This is a genomic window from uncultured Senegalimassilia sp. (assembly GCF_934632265.1).
GTDB lineage: Bacteria > Actinomycetota > Coriobacteriia > Coriobacteriales > Eggerthellaceae > Senegalimassilia.
Genome location: NZ_CAKTYH010000044.1, coordinates 1 through 14170, shown reverse-complemented (window position 1 = coordinate 14170; position 14170 = coordinate 1). Strand labels below are relative to the sequence as shown.

Here is a 14170-nt window from a genome sequence, read left to right as displayed (position 1 = left end):
GCCCACCACCGTGCGCCTGTCCATCGGCACCGAGCACATCGACGACATCATCGCCGACCTTGCCGCAGGCTTCGAGGCCATCAAGTAACCTGCCAACTGCAATCACCCATGGCGATGCGCGCTACCGGCCCCCTTTTCCCCGGCTGAAAGCAGGAGCACCGCCAGGTGGCGATTCCCCAAAGGCTATGGCCGTTCCGTTTTCCCCAGCGGCACGCGCCATAGCCGCGGTTGGGAAAGCTTCGCAAGACGCTTCCCGATCCGAACTACCCCTTGTCGGGGTCTCCCTTCGCCAGGAACCCCCGACAGCAAAGCGAAGGCCCGCTCGGTTGAGCGGGCCTTCATGATAAATGCGATTAGCAACGGTTATCCGCGGGAAGCTGCGCGAGGAACCAACGGGCACGGGGCGGGACGGTTGCCGCGACGCGCGAAACGGATAAGGAAGCTTGCGCCGGAAAGCGCCAGCGCAACGCCCAGACCCGTGTAGAAGAACGCGATGAACCACACGGGGACCAGGCCGAACGCACGAAGGGAGATGCCGCCGGTCATCATGATGGCCATCATGGCATAACCCGGCACGTCGAAGAAATGCCAGATACCGATGCGCTCGGCCTCATAACCGGCGATGCGGACGGCATGCTTGCCCACCATCTTCGAGAAAACCTTGATATGGAACAACGTGAACACCACGGCGGCGCCGATGACGAGCAGCCACCAGATTCCCTGATCCATCTGAGCGAACGACTGGATGCCCAGCCAAGCGATGTTCCCGCCGGCGATAAGCCAAACGATGCCGGCGACTAAAAGCAACGTACGCTTCGAAACTTTCAGCATATCTGCCCCCTCTGAAACGAAACGGACGGTATCGGCTAACCGATATCGATATTTGATATCAATAACTGTATCAAGGCGCCGCTAAATAATCCAGAGACCCACAAAACCTGCAAGCATGCCCAACAAAGCCCCCACCACGACATCGCGAGGGAAATGCACGCCCGACACCACGCGGATGACCGCCAGCAACACCCCGGCAGCCAGCATGACCGGCCCCGCCCACGCAAGCGGGCAGCAAGAGCAAAACGTCATGGCTATGACGAAGATGCTGAACGCATGGCGGCTAGGGAACGAATTGCCGCGCGTGTCCTTCGGGATGACGGGGGCGGTTTCGAAGACCTCGTACGGGCGCGGCGCGTTGATAGCCTTACGCAGCGCGGTGACCAGCGCAAACGAGATACCCGGCACCAACACGGCCCGCAGCAGCGTACCCGTCGCATCGTTTGCGCCAGTTGCCGCCGCGTATGCCAGCCATGCAAGCAGACAGGGATACGCCACGTACACCGCGTTGGTGATGATCTTGTTCGCCAGGGAAACGCAACGCGCCAAACGCGGACGCGCGCGCAAGGCATCGGTCATACGTATGTAAGTTGATTTTTGCATGCACAGCATTGTATCCGATTGCGGATGAAAACGCGCTCGCGCAAAAACGCCCGCAAACGGCGATGTTTGCGGGCGTCAAGCGCTGCTAGCGGTTGTTCACGGCCTCGGGATGCAGGTCGTGGTTTGCCAGGCGATCCCAGGCAACCTGCTCCCAGCGCGTGCCGGGTTTGCCGTAGTTGCAATACGGATCGATAGAGATGCCGCCACGCGGCAGGAACTTGCCCCACACCTCGATGTACTTCGGGTCCATCAGCGCGATCAGGTCCTTCATGATCACGTTGACGCAATCCTCGTGGAAGTCGCCGTGGTTGCGGAAGCTGAACAGGTACAGCTTCAGACTTTTGCTCTCCACCATGCGCACATCGGGCACGTAGGAGATGTAGATGGTGGCGAAGTCGGGCTGGCCGGTGATCGGGCACAACGCCGTGAACTCCGGGCAGTTGAACTTCACGAAGTAGTCGTTGCCGGGATGCTTGTTATCGAACGTCTCAAGCACACCGGGATCGTAGGTTTGCGGATACTGCACGCCCTGGTTGCCCAGAAGCGACAGGTCGTCGGTACCGACGCGCGTGGGTTTCTCGTTGGTCATAGAATCTCCTTGGGAAGCGCGGCCGAAAGGGCCGCGCGGATCGTAAGGGCCCGGGATTGCTGGGCGAACGACTGCCGCGCGGCGGAAAGCGATTCCGCGCGCGGCCAGGTTCTCGTCCTACCCCTGAGCGTCCAGCTTATCGAGCAGCGGGTCGCGCATGCCGTTGGCCTCGAAAGCGCGGTCGCGGTCGATGCACGTGCCGCATTTGCCGCACGGACGGGCGCCGCCCTCGTAGCAGCTCCACGTAAGCTCATAGGGAACATCCAGGTCAAGGCCGCATTTCACGATATCCGCCTTCGACCAGGACACGAACGGGGCCTCCAGGTGCAGCTGGCCCGCCGTGCCTTGCGTGATGGCAAGGTTCATGGCGTTCACGAACTCGATGGAGCAATCGGGGTAGGCATCGCCGGCCCAATCGTCATGATGAGCGCCGTAGAACAGCACGCTCGCGCCCAGCGACAGCGCCATGGACGCGGCGCTCGACAGGAACAGCCCGTTGCGGAACGGCACATACGTGCTCACCGGGGAGCCGTCGGTCTCGTCGATCTGCTCGGCGTAGCTTTCCTCGGGAACATCTTGCGTAGAGTGCTCGAGCAGGCTGCAGTCGCTGTCCGCGAAGATGGCGGAAAGGTCGAGGAAGCGCTGCTCAACGCCGTAATGCGCGGCAACCGCCTTCGCGCTCTCGATCTCCTTCTCGTGGCGCTGGCCGTAGGAGATGCTCAGCGCGAACACGTTCTCCGCGCCGAAGCGCTTGACCGCCAAGGCCAGAAGCGTGGTGGAATCCACGCCGCCGCTGCTGAGCACCAGCGCCTTTTGCGGGTTCTCGCCGCACACACGGCCATTCTCGTCGCGAGGCGCCGGGTCCTCGCCCAGCGTCCCGTGCACGCGCAGGTTCTCGCGCGCGTTGGCGGCAGCAGCCGCGAACGAAGAGAACGCCTGTCCCTCGAATATGCCCATCCTTACACGCCCCTCTCAACATCGGGCCAGATGACCTTGTGCAGCTGCACCTGAGCGGTTGCCCAGGTCATCCGGTTCTCTTGCATGAATTCAACGATGCGCGCCGGCTCAATGTCCCCGAAACACGGGCTCAGATACACCGGCACGCGCCCCGGCAGATCGAGCTGCCGGGCAACTTCCAAAACGCGCGGCAGATCGCCCTGCCCGCACACGAACTTCACCGTGTCGCGCGCATCGAGCAGACGGAAGTTCGCGGGCAGCATCCGCTGCTCCATGCCGCTCGACGGCAGCTTCCAGTCCACGGTGAAGGCGAGCACGCCGGGCGCGGCGTTGCCGATACGCTGACGCAGCGCGGCAAGTTCACCCAGGTCGGCGGCGCCGTTCGTCTCGATCTCCACGCGCAGGCCGCGCCCGCTTGGACCCGGTTCGCCCAACAGCAGCTCCACCAGCTGCGGCAGCAGCGGCTGCAGCACCGGTTCGCCGCCGGTGAGCGTCACGCATTCCACGCCGGTCTGCCGCACCCACGCCGCCAGCTGCTCGGGGGTTTCGTCCTGCGCCGTGACGCCCGGGGCGTTCGCCCACATGGTGTCGCAATAGCCGCAACGCAGATTGCAGCAGGTGAACCGGATGAACGCCGCCAGCTTGCCCGCGCACGCCCCCTCGCCGTTGATGCTGACGAACCGCTCCGCAACCGGCATGGTCGCCTGGGAGCCGGGCTGATCGGCGCTTCGGCGCTGCGACGCCTTGACCGCGTCGTGCAGGCTGCCGAAAGTTGCTTTCGCGTTTTCGTTTTCGCAGGTCATAGCTTCGTTACGCGCGGTAAATCGCGCAGTTGTTCGGCGTTTCGTACACGTCCACCTGCGACACGGGGAAGCCCTGCTCGGCAAGCTTGCCGAAGAAGTAGCGCGCCAGGTTCTCCGCGGTGGTGCGGAAGGGCATCATCGACAGCGTGAACCCTTCCTCGCGCAGGCAATCCAGGGTTTTGGGCATAAGCGAGCCCTCCTCCACCACGAACGAGTGGTCCAGCTCCTCGGTAAGGTCGCGCAGCGCGTGCTTGAAGTCGGCGAAGTCGATGACCATGTCCTTGTGCGTGCCCTCGGTCTGCAGCTCGGCCTGCTCGAGATACGCCACCACGCGCCAGCGATGACCGTGCAGGTTCTCGCACTTGCCGTGATAATCGGTCAGGAAATGCGCAGCGTCGAAGCTGCTCTCCGTTTTCAACCCATACATAGCAAAAGCCCTTCCATCAAGCGAAAACCGCCGTCGGAAAGGCCCCTTGTCGAAATGCGCGACAACCAGCGACGACGCAGCGGGGGCCGTTCGTCCCCGCCGATCACGTCGCATCATCACGCAAAACGCCCGCCGCGATCAGCGGGCAAGGTACCTAGTTTTGTTTACCGACAGGAGGTTTTCGAACTGTCCATCAATCACGCGGCAAGTATACCGCCCCAAAGAAGCAAACAACGCCGCACCCGCACTTTCGCACGATAACCGCACCCTCGGACACTTCGGGGACGTAGCGTCATCCGCTTGACCTCCGGCTCCCCAAGGCAACAAGGGCCTAGTCGAGAACCATGGAATTGCAAACACTCCAGAAGCATCCCGTTCCCCACCGACGCCCGAAGCTAGAGCAGCGCCAGCGTGCTGGCAATCAGCTCGTCCCAGGTGTGCGAGACGAACGTGGGGCGCTCGGCCGCAAGAGTGGGCTCGTTGAACATGCCCCAGGTCACTGCCGCGGTGTTTGCGCCCGCCGCGTTGCCAGATTGCAGGTCGAACGGGGCATCGCCGACGTACAGGCACTCGCTGGGGCTGAATCCCAGCAGCTCGCAACCGCGGACCACCGGCTGGGGATCGGGCTTCGGCCGCTCGATATCGTCCCAGCCCACACAGCAATCAAGATACGATGCGGCGCCCACCACCTCAAGCCCGCGCCAAGCAACCGCATGACGCTTCGAGGTGACCACGCCCAACTTCAGGCCCGCGCCCGCAAGCTCCGCCAACGCCTCCACCGTGCCGGGAAACGCCTTGATCATCTTATCGTGCACCGTTTTGTTGTGCGCTCGATACGCTTCGCAGAAGCGCTCCTGCAGCACCGGGTCATCCGTGTAGTCCTTAACCTGCACGGCCAGCGGCTGCCCCACTTTCTGCAGGTACTCCTCATCGCTAAGCTGGCGACCAAGCACCGCAGGACCCGCATAATGAAAGCTCGCCAAAAGCAGCTCGCGCGAATCCACCAGCGTGCCATCGTTGTCAAACAGAACTGCTTTCAGACCAGCCATGATGCTCCTTTACAGCGTGCTTTTGAGAAAACAAAAGGGCTGCTGGATTTCCAGCAGCCCTTGACATTCCATGGTGGAGATGATGGGATTCGAACCCACGACCCCTACGTTGCGAACGTAATGCTCTCCCAGCTGAGCTACATCCCCATGAGTGTTGCGCTTTGCGCGAGAAAGTATTTTCCTCGTTCAAACGCTATTTGTCAAACACTTCTTCGCGGGCATCCGCAAAAAGTTCACGGTTGAAACCGCTTACGACAGAACGCGCTCCTCCATAAGGGGAGACTCCACGCCCGGCTCGTCACCCTCGGGAACGAAGGGCTCGAACAGCGGCTCGCCGTTCTGCGACAGCTCGACCATGCCGGTGAGCACGTCGACGTACTGGTAAGACTGACGAGCGGTGCGGCCGCGCTTGCGATCGACTTCCATGATGAACAGCTGCGGGTGCACCTGCATGAGCGTGCCCTCGCTCTCGACGATCTTGGAGCGGCCCATGTTGGCGCGCACTTTCAGGCGTTGACCGACGAAATCGTGTAACGTATCATGAATGGAGTCGACGATTTGCGCTTGTTTCGCTAAGTCCATAGTTGCTCTTTCCTACATAACACACAGATAACAGCTCAAAATTGTATCATGCAGGTCAATGCTCGCTTACTTCTCCATGTTTTGCACCTAATTCCATAGCATTTCGCACACAATGGCCATAATCTGCCTACAAACCCTGCTGCACCGCCAACAGCGCCTTGCCCATGTTCACGAATTCTGCCAGGGAAAGCGTTTCGCCGCGGCGCTTGGGATCGATGCCCGCACGCTCGAACAACTCCGGCAGATGCGGTGCCACCGCCGCACCACCGGCCCCGCGGCCGGCGAAGTAGGTTTTGCACGAGTTCGACAGCGTTTTGCGACGGCTGGCGAACGCGGCGTCGGCCATGGTGCAAGCGGCGCGCACCACTTCCCCGTCAAGCGGCTTTCCCTGCTCATCGAGCACGGGCGTGCGGTTCAGGCGGATGACCGCGCTGTCCACGCGCGGCGGCGGGAAGAAGCTGTTCGGGCTGACCGGGAAGCGCCCTGCCGGCTGCGCGTACAGCCGCAGCTTCACCGTGTAGGCGCCGTAGTTCTTCGTGCCCGGCTCGGCGGCCATGCGGTCGGCCACCTCCTTCTGCACCATCACCGTTGCCGACTCAAGCGATTCGATGCGCTGGAAATAGTCGAGCACTACCGTTGCCGCAACGGCATACGGCAGGTTCGCCACCAGCTTGTTGGGGGCATCTTGCCCTTCCAAGTCCGAATGCTGCAGGTCAAGCGCGTCCTTCTGGATGAGCGTGAACGAATCCCACCACGGCTCCAGCGTTTCGGCCAGCACCGCAGGCAGGTCGGTATCGCGCTCGATGGACGTGACGTGCTTCGCGTTTTGCAGCAGGGCCATGGTGAGCGTGCCGATGCCGGGGCCGATCTCGAGCACGTTGTCCGCGCCCTCGAGCTCCGCCAGCGCCACGATCTTCGCCACGATGGCCTCGTTGACCAGGAAGTTCTGCCCGAGCGAGTACTTTGCCGATAGCCCGTGGTCCGCCAGGACCTGCCGGGTGATCGACAGGTTGGCCAAAGACGATACGCTACCCACGGCGCTTCCCCTGCTTGCCGCGGCCGCCGCCCTGCTTCGAGCCGCCCTTGCCGGACTTGCCCTGCCCGCCTTTGCCCTTAGGGGCATGCGGGTTTTCATGCTTGGCCTGCACCGTGCCGTTCGTGCCGCGTTTTGCGTTGGCGTGCTTTTTCTGGGCCGAACGCTTGCGGCCGTGCTGCGCCGCATCGACGCGGCGGCCGTCCTCGTCAAGCTGGATGACCTGGCGCTCAGCGCCGTTCTCACCCAGGTTCAGGCGCGCACGGCCCTGGCGGCGCTGCGCCTGGGATGCCAGCTGGGCGGCGAAATCATCCTCAGCGAACGTCTCGGGCTCGAACTCGTCGGCCTGCTCCGCCGGCTCGTCTTCGGCCGGCAGCTCCTGATCACCGGCGCCCTGACCGGCCATCTTGCCCCCGGCGAAGGCGCGCACCACGGGCCCCTCGACGGGATACTCGTCGGCCTCGTCGACGATCTCGCCGGATTCATCGATCTTGCCGACCCAATCCAGCACGCGCTCCAGGCGGAAACCCGCCACCGCGGCGGCAGAGCGGACGCACCCTACGAGCGGGTCGAAGCCGTGTGGGTCGCCGCCCTCGCCCACCACATGCAGCGTACAGGGGCGCTTGCGCGCGCGGGTGCGCGTCCAGAAGTACGGCTGAAAACGATCGAGCATGCACTTGAGCTGCGAAGACGGCCCGGCGAAATACACCGGCGCCACGACGATCAGCTCGTCGGCATCCTCAAGCAGCGGGTACACGTCGTCCATATCGTCGCGGATGGCGCAACGGCGCGGCGCCTCGTCCCAGGCGCGCTGCTCCTCGAAGGCCTCGTCTTCGGCGGCATCCTGCTCGGTCATCGCACCCTGCGCCTTGCGTTTGCAGAAATCGCAGGCGTTGCAGCCGGCCACGTCAAGCGTGGACACGGGCGCCAGGTACACCTCGTCTTCCGGGCACTCCTCGATGCAGCTTTCGAACAAAAGGTCCGCAAGCGCGCCGCTTCGCCCCTCGACGCGAGGCGATCCGACGATGATCAGGCGTTTCATTCGCAATTCCTTTCAGTTGCGGCGGTTTGCGCGTGTTCGATCTGCCAGGCGGTGGGCTGGCGGTCCAGCAATGCGCGCGCGTTTTGCGCGATCTGGGCCAGCATCTCGTTCCTGGCCTGCTCGGTTTCGCACCCGAGCACCTCGGCCATGCACGCCGCGGTGAACACGGTGTGCGCCGGGCCGCACGGCATGCCGCGCATGGGCTCGGGCGTCATGTACGGCGAATCGGTTTCGGTGAGCAACAGGTTGCGCGGCGTGCGCGCGACCGCATCGCGCGTGTCCTGGCAGCGCTTGAACGTGAGCGCGCCGCCCAACGCCACGAAGCAACCGCGGTCGACCCACGGCTCGAGCGTTTCCCAGTCCAGGTCGAAACAATGCAGCAACGTGCCCGCCTCGGGGAAGCTCTCATCGCACAGGATGGCGAACGCCTCGTCATGCGCCTCGCGCACATGCAGCGCCGCGGGAAGGCCCGTGGTGTGCGCCAAGCGGATTTGACGGCGAAACGCCCGCCGCTGGTCCTCGCGCGGCGACAGGTCGTAATGGTAGTCCAGCCCTATCTCGCCCACAGCGCATATACGCGGGTCGGCCAAGCGCTTGACCAGGCGCGATTCCATGGCGTCATCATAGAAGCGCGCATTATGCGGATGCACGCCGGCCGCCAGGCGCAACCGCGGCAGCGGACGCGACGCCGCATCTTCGGGCAAGGCGAAGCGCACCGCATCGGCGCCGTCGGGCAGATGCGTCAGCTCATCGCCGCCGGCCGCCAGCACCTCGCGCGTGCGCTCAACCGCTTCCGGTAGGCACGACTGCGCCTGGGCATACCATTCATCGATGCGCTCGAACACGTCCGGGGCATCTTCCTGCACATCGATGATGTCGCAGACGAAGTCCACGCCCCACGCCGCGCAGCGCGCGAACTCCAGCGCCGGATCCGCCAGCAGGTGCACATGCGCATGCGTATCCACCACTGGGCCGCCAAGCCGCGGCGGCTCCACCAGGCGAAACTTCCCGTGCTTGCGCTTCTGTCGAAACAGCGCGTCGCCGAACACCGGCTGTTGCTCTTCCTCGGTCATGCATCCCTTCCCTATACATATATATACAGCAAGGCGAAGGGCCTTCCCCCTTCGCCCGGACGCTTAGCGCTACGTCCCCGACATGTCGGGCCCGAATCGTCGAGACCTGGGGGCGCGGGGCTTGAAGCGTCGCGATATGCGGCGGGGCGAAGGTGTCTCCTTCGCCCCGAGCTGCCGCAACATCAAGCGTTCCGCCTGCCGTTTGACAGGCGGAACCCCTTTATTCCTCGATCTGAATCTTGTCCATGTTCAGGCGCGGGAACAGCGGATCGCCCACGGTGACCGTGTTGCCGGCGGGCAGCTGGCCCCACTTCGTGGCGCCCTCGACATCCACCACGTCGGTGACTTTGCCCAGGCTCAGGCGATCGAACACCTCGTTGGAGGTGTTCGGCATGAACGGGGCCATGTACAGCGCGATGATGCGGATAGCCTCGAGCGCGTTGTAGATGACGGCGGCCAGGTCGCCCTGCGTCTCCTCCTTCTTCGCCAGGTTCCACGGGGCGCTTTCCTCGACGTAGAGGTTCACGCGGCCGGCAAGCTCCTGGACGACGGCGGCGGCGCCGGTGAAGTCGACCTGGGACATGCAGGCGTCGTACTTCGCGTACAGCTGCTCGACGATGGGCAGCATGGGGTTGGCCACGCGCTCGGCGGCGTCGGCCGGCACGGCGGGCACCTTGCCATCGAAGTACTTGTTCGTCATGTTGAACACGCGGCTGCACAGGTTGCCCCAGGTGTTGGCCAGGTCGGCGTTGTACACCTGCACCATGCGCTCCATGGAGATGTTGCCGTCATGGCCGAACTGCACGTCGGACATGAAGTAGTAGCGGTAGGCGTCCACGCCGAAGATCTTCACCAGGTCGACGGGCTTCATGCCGTTGCCCTTGGACTTCGACATCTTCTCGCCCTTGGTGAGCAGGAAGCCGTGGCCGAACACCGTGTGCGTGATGGGCAGGCCGGCGGCCATGAGCATGGCCGGCCAGATGACGCAGTGGAAGCGCGTGATGTCCTTGCCCACGAAGTGGTACTGCATGGGCCAGCGCTGCTCGAACTCGCCGGCACGCTGCTCGTCGCCGTAGCCGATGCCCGTGAGGTAGGCCAGCAGGGCGTCGGCCCACACGTAGGCCACGTGGCCCTCGTCGAAGGGCAGCGGAACGCCCCAGTCGAAGGTGGAACGGCTGATGGACAGGTCCTTCAGGCCGCTCTTCACGAAGGTGACCACCTCGTTCTTGCGCGTTTCGGGACGGATGAAATCGGGGTTCTCCTCGTAGAACTTCAGCAGCGGCTCCTGGAACTCGGAGAGCTTGAAGAACCAGTTCTCCTCGCCGCCGGCCTTCTGCACCGGGCGATGGCAGTCGGGGCAGACCAACTCGCCGTCCTCGTTCTTCTCAAGGTCGGACTCGGCGTAATAGGTTTCCTCGTGCACGCAGTACCAGCCCTCGTAGCTGCCCTTGTAGCACCAACCCTTGTCGAACAGGTCCTGCCAGAACTTCTGCACGGTGCGGGCGTGACGCGGCTGGGTGGTGCGCACGAAATCGGTGTAGGTGATGTCGAGCAGGTCCCACACGTTGCGGAACGCCGGCTCCATGGAATCGCACCAGGCCTGCGGGGTCATGCCCTTCGACTCGGCGGTATCGGCCACTTTCTGGCCATGCTCGTCCATGCCCGTGACGAACGCCACGTCGTAGCCGTTCATGCGCTGGTAGCGCGCGACGGTGTCGGCGGCGACGGTGGTGTATGCCGTGCCCAGGTGGGGCTCGGCGTTCACATAATAGATGGGCGTGGTGAACGAGTAGGTTCCCTTTGACATGGTGCTTCCTTTTGCTCGCGGCCGCAGTCGGGCGAATGATGCCCCGCCAACCTGGGTTTTCGCAGTGCCCCTAATTGTACCACGCTGAAAACGCCCATCGCACGCCCCGCGGCCCGGCAACATGCAATCATCGGGCGATCCGGCGGACTCGAGCGCTTGTGCACGTTTAATGAGCGGCACGGTTTGAACATATCTGGCCGGTATAATTAACGACAATTGTTATAAATCGAAGGATGGCGGATGTTTTCTAACAAACTTCAAACGAACCCGAGCAGCCGCCCTCGCCACCGCTTGCCGCTGACCGTCGCCTTAAGCGCGACGCTGGCCTTCGCAAGCGTGCCGGTCACGGGCATGGCTCAGCGAACCGCATGGGCAGAGGACATCGACACGAACGTGCAGGCCGACGCCGCACAGCAGGAGGTCGAGCGCACTGCCGCCGAATACGACCAGGCCATAAGTCGCATCGACGACCTGAACCAGCAGATCGCCGACAACGAGGCGCGCATCGCCGAGATCGAGGAGACCCTTCCCACCCAGCAAGAGCGCAGCTCCGCCGCAGCGGTGAAGCTGTACAAGACGCAGGCAGCCACGCCCGGTTTGCTGGAAATGGTCCTCAGCTCCGAGAACATCGTGGACTTCTTCACGTCGCTTGAGTACGTGTCGCATATCTACAGCAGCAACCAGGCCGAGATCAAGCGCCTGAGCGAGCTGAAAGACGAGCTCGACCAGACGCAGCGCGACCTTTCGCAAGCCAAGAAGGACGCTGATGCCGAGGCAACCAACGCCGAGCAGGCGCTTTCCGCCGCCCAGCAGGCGCGCCAGGAAGCCCAGCGTAAGGCTCTGGAGGAAGCGGCCCGCCAAGCCGAGGAGGCCGCGAAGGCGGCAGAAGCCGAGGCTGCGAAGGCCAAAACCTCTAAGGAGGCCGACAAGCAGGAGCAGGCCGATTCCGCCAGCGCTCCGGCTGCCGCCGAGGCAGCGGGCGGCTCTTCCGCAGGCACCGTGGAGGCGCCTAGCGACGACGGCGCCGACTGGGCAAGCGAGCGCGACGTGTTCGTGGCGCAGTGGGCCGGCCGCATCGATGCGTACCTGGCCGGATCGCCCATGGCCGGCACGGGCAAGGTGTTCGCCGAAGCCGCATGGGATTACGGCGTGGACCCGCGCTGGTCGCCCGCCATCTCCAGCACCGAAAGCTCGAAGGGCCTGTACTGCTCCGGCAGCTGCAACGCTTGGGGCTGGGGCAGCTGCAGCTGGGGAAGCTGGGAGGAGGCTATCCGCGACCACGTGGCCGGCCTTGCCCGCGGCTACGGCTACACCATCTCGGTGGAGGCGGCCAAGAAGTACTGCCCGCCGAACTGGGAGCATTGGTACAACGCAACGCTTGCGCAGATGAATATGATCTAAAAGGAAACCCGGCCACGCGCCGGGTTTCTTGTTGCAGGGCGCATGCGGCCTTCGCTGTGCGCGCTGGTTTTTCCTTATCGGGCGCTGGGTCCTTCGCCGTGGCGCACGGGACGCTCCGCCGCCGGACGCGCCGGCATTCGCCACGCCGCTTGCCGCCACAAGGGTACAGGCTTACCCTTCCCGCTGATTCGCCGCCAAGCAACGGCAAGCCGGCACGATCGCCCTATCGCTTCCCCTTCGCCGGCAGGACGAACATACCCAACACGAACGCCAGCACGGGGACGCCGCATTGCAGCCAGAAGCTGAAGTCGAAACCACCGAGGTCGACGCCCAGCGCGTTTTGCGAGGTCAACGCCATAACGGCAATGAACACCGACGCCGAAAGGCTGCCGATGAGCTGTCGCGCGGAGGTGATGATGGCCGACGCCTGCGCCAGCTCGTCGGGATCGAGCGTGGTGCACGCCCACGCTGTCAGCGGCATCATCAGGCACGCGATGCCCGTTGCGCGGACACCGTAGAGCACCGTGACGACCCATTCGGGGACGCTTGCGGGAATCAGGGCGAACGCCACCGTGCCCGCAAGCACCGTGACGCAGCCCACCGCGATGAGCGGACGCGGGCCGCGTCGATCGAGGAGGCGTCCGGTAATGGGGTTCATCACTCCCATCATGATGGCGCCGGGCAGAAGCGTCAGGCCCGACACAATGGCGGAAAGCCCCTGGATATCCTGCACGAACAACGGCACCATGATCGACGGCGCCATGAACATCATGTGCGCGCAGATGACGATGAGCGTGGAGACGGCGAACGTCTTGTCGCGAAAGCACTGCAACCTCAAGAACGGCTCGGGGACGCGCAGCTGACGGCGCGCGAACACGACCAGCGCCGCCGCGCCTATCAGCAGCGGGGCAACGAAGCCCGCGCCCACGGACCCACCCGATTCCAGCATGGTGGCCGCGATCATCACCAGCACGAAGCCGCCGGAATACAGAAGCGCCGATATCAGGTCGAAATGCCCCGGATGATCGGGGCGGCGCACCACGTCCTTGAGCAGCAGAACCGTCAGAGCCATCACCGCAAGCACGATGGCGCCGAGCATCCAGAACATGGAGCGCCAACCCCACGCATCGATAAGAAAACCGCTGATGGTCGGGCCGATGGCGGGCGCGAACCCGATGATCATGCCCACGATGGCCGTGGCCTGGCCGTACTGGCTTTTCGGATAGATGTTCAGCGCCACCAGCTGCACGAGCGGCAGGCAGATGCCGGCGCCACCGGCCTGCAGCAGACGCGCCGCCAGCAGGCACGGATAGTTCGGCGCGAAGATGGCCGCAGCGCACCCGACGGCGAACGACGCCATGGACGCGAAGAACAGCTTCTTGGAATCGAACCTGTTCATCAGATAGCCCGTCATAGCGCTGATCAGGCCCAACACGAAAATGTAGGCCGTGGTGAGCAGCTGGCCGGAGCTTGCGCTGATGCCGTATTCGTGCATGACCGCCGGCAGCGCGGCGATCATCATGCTTTGGGAGATGCACGCCGCCGTGGTGCCCGACACCATGATGCCCAGCACCAAGCGGCGCTGCCGCAGGGGCAAGCCGTCGCGCTCGGGTTCGGGGTCGGCCGCGGTTGCCGGCTCGGTTGTTTTCGGGCAAGACGCGCTTGCCGCGTCTTCGGAGTTGGTTTCGTTCGTATCCATACCGCGATGGTAGCAGTTGCAGCGCACCCGCAACCGCCCGCGCACGAAACGCGCACGGAAGCGCTCTCTACCGCAGCTTGTCGCGGCGTTGTTTCCTGAACAGGGGACGGAGGTGTGTTCGGCGGGCGCTGCCACTTGCGTGAACAGGGGACGGAGGTGTGTTCAGACGGAGGCCTACATTTCTCTAAGCTATTTCCTGAACACACCTCCGTCCCCTCATATGCCCATCGAGATGTCAAGAGACAATAGTCGGCCTTCCCTGAGTAGCTTGCCC

General features: G+C 63.8%; 14 protein-coding genes and 1 tRNA gene. 1 reads left to right on the top strand and 14 read right to left on the bottom strand.

The window, feature by feature from the left end:
- Positions 1 to 363 precede the first annotated feature (363 nt).
- The 13 genes from Q0H50_RS04740 to metG all read right to left on the bottom strand — a co-directional run bounded on the left by Q0H50_RS04740 (position 364) and on the right by metG (position 10796).
- The gene (locus Q0H50_RS04740; RefSeq protein WP_294419889.1) at positions 364 to 831 is read right to left on the bottom strand and encodes a hypothetical protein; all 468 of its coding nucleotides are present in this window, start codon (positions 829 to 831) and stop codon (positions 364 to 366) included.
- 81 nt (positions 832 to 912) lie between these two features.
- A complete protein-coding gene (locus Q0H50_RS04735) occupies positions 913 to 1434 on the bottom strand; it encodes a phosphatase PAP2 family protein (protein ID WP_294419887.1) in 522 nt (173 codons plus the stop codon).
- An 85-nt stretch (positions 1435 to 1519) separates the two neighbouring features.
- A complete protein-coding gene (gene queF, locus Q0H50_RS04730; RefSeq protein ID WP_294419883.1) occupies positions 1520 to 2023 on the bottom strand; it encodes a preQ(1) synthase in 504 nt (167 codons plus the stop codon).
- 117 nt (positions 2024 to 2140) lie between these two features.
- Entirely contained in the window at positions 2141 to 2980 is an 840-nt protein-coding gene (gene queC / locus Q0H50_RS04725; RefSeq protein WP_294419881.1) for a 7-cyano-7-deazaguanine synthase QueC, read from the bottom strand.
- Between the two features lie 2 nt (positions 2981 to 2982).
- Positions 2983 to 3783 (bottom strand): radical SAM protein, encoded by an 801-nt coding sequence (locus tag Q0H50_RS04720; RefSeq protein ID WP_294419879.1) that lies wholly within the window; start codon positions 3781 to 3783, stop codon positions 2983 to 2985.
- A gap of 7 nt (positions 3784 to 3790) precedes the next feature.
- Positions 3791 to 4210 (bottom strand): 6-carboxytetrahydropterin synthase, encoded by a 420-nt coding sequence (locus tag Q0H50_RS04715; protein ID WP_118349880.1) that lies wholly within the window; start codon positions 4208 to 4210, stop codon positions 3791 to 3793.
- A gap of 395 nt (positions 4211 to 4605) precedes the next feature.
- Positions 4606 to 5259, bottom strand: a complete 654-nt coding sequence (locus tag Q0H50_RS04710) for an HAD-IA family hydrolase (RefSeq protein WP_294419877.1) — start codon at positions 5257 to 5259, stop codon at positions 4606 to 4608.
- 71 nt (positions 5260 to 5330) lie between these two features.
- Positions 5331 to 5406, bottom strand: a tRNA-Ala gene (locus tag Q0H50_RS04705).
- Positions 5407 to 5508: 102 nt separating this feature from the next.
- Positions 5509 to 5841, bottom strand: coding sequence for a Veg family protein (locus Q0H50_RS04700; protein WP_042432722.1), 333 nt, complete (start codon positions 5839 to 5841; stop codon positions 5509 to 5511).
- 127 nt (positions 5842 to 5968) lie between these two features.
- Positions 5969 to 6877: a 16S rRNA (adenine(1518)-N(6)/adenine(1519)-N(6))-dimethyltransferase RsmA gene (rsmA, locus tag Q0H50_RS04695; protein WP_294419875.1), complete on the bottom strand. Its 909-nt coding sequence runs from the start codon at positions 6875 to 6877 to the stop codon at positions 5969 to 5971.
- Complete coding sequence (locus Q0H50_RS04690) at positions 6870 to 7916, bottom strand: flavodoxin family protein (RefSeq protein ID WP_294419872.1); 1047 nt, start codon at positions 7914 to 7916, stop codon at positions 6870 to 6872. Before Q0H50_RS04690 ends, rsmA begins: the two co-directional genes overlap by 8 nt.
- The gene (locus Q0H50_RS04685; RefSeq protein ID WP_294419869.1) at positions 7913 to 8989 is read right to left on the bottom strand and encodes a TatD family hydrolase; all 1077 of its coding nucleotides are present in this window, start codon (positions 8987 to 8989) and stop codon (positions 7913 to 7915) included. The genes Q0H50_RS04690 and Q0H50_RS04685 overlap by 4 nt, the downstream gene beginning before the upstream one ends.
- A gap of 220 nt (positions 8990 to 9209) precedes the next feature.
- Positions 9210 to 10796: a methionine--tRNA ligase gene (gene metG / locus Q0H50_RS04680; protein WP_294419867.1), complete on the bottom strand. Its 1587-nt coding sequence runs from the start codon at positions 10794 to 10796 to the stop codon at positions 9210 to 9212.
- A 240-nt stretch (positions 10797 to 11036) separates the two neighbouring features.
- Here metG and Q0H50_RS04675 point away from each other — a divergent pair, with 240 nt between their 5' ends.
- Positions 11037 to 12197: a hypothetical protein gene (locus tag Q0H50_RS04675; RefSeq protein WP_294419864.1), complete on the top strand. Its 1161-nt coding sequence runs from the start codon at positions 11037 to 11039 to the stop codon at positions 12195 to 12197.
- 223 nt (positions 12198 to 12420) lie between these two features.
- On the opposite strand, the gene Q0H50_RS04670 is transcribed toward Q0H50_RS04675, so the two are convergent.
- Complete coding sequence (locus tag Q0H50_RS04670) at positions 12421 to 13896, bottom strand: DHA2 family efflux MFS transporter permease subunit (protein WP_294419862.1); 1476 nt, start codon at positions 13894 to 13896, stop codon at positions 12421 to 12423.
- Between the last annotated feature and the right edge of the window lie 274 nt (positions 13897 to 14170).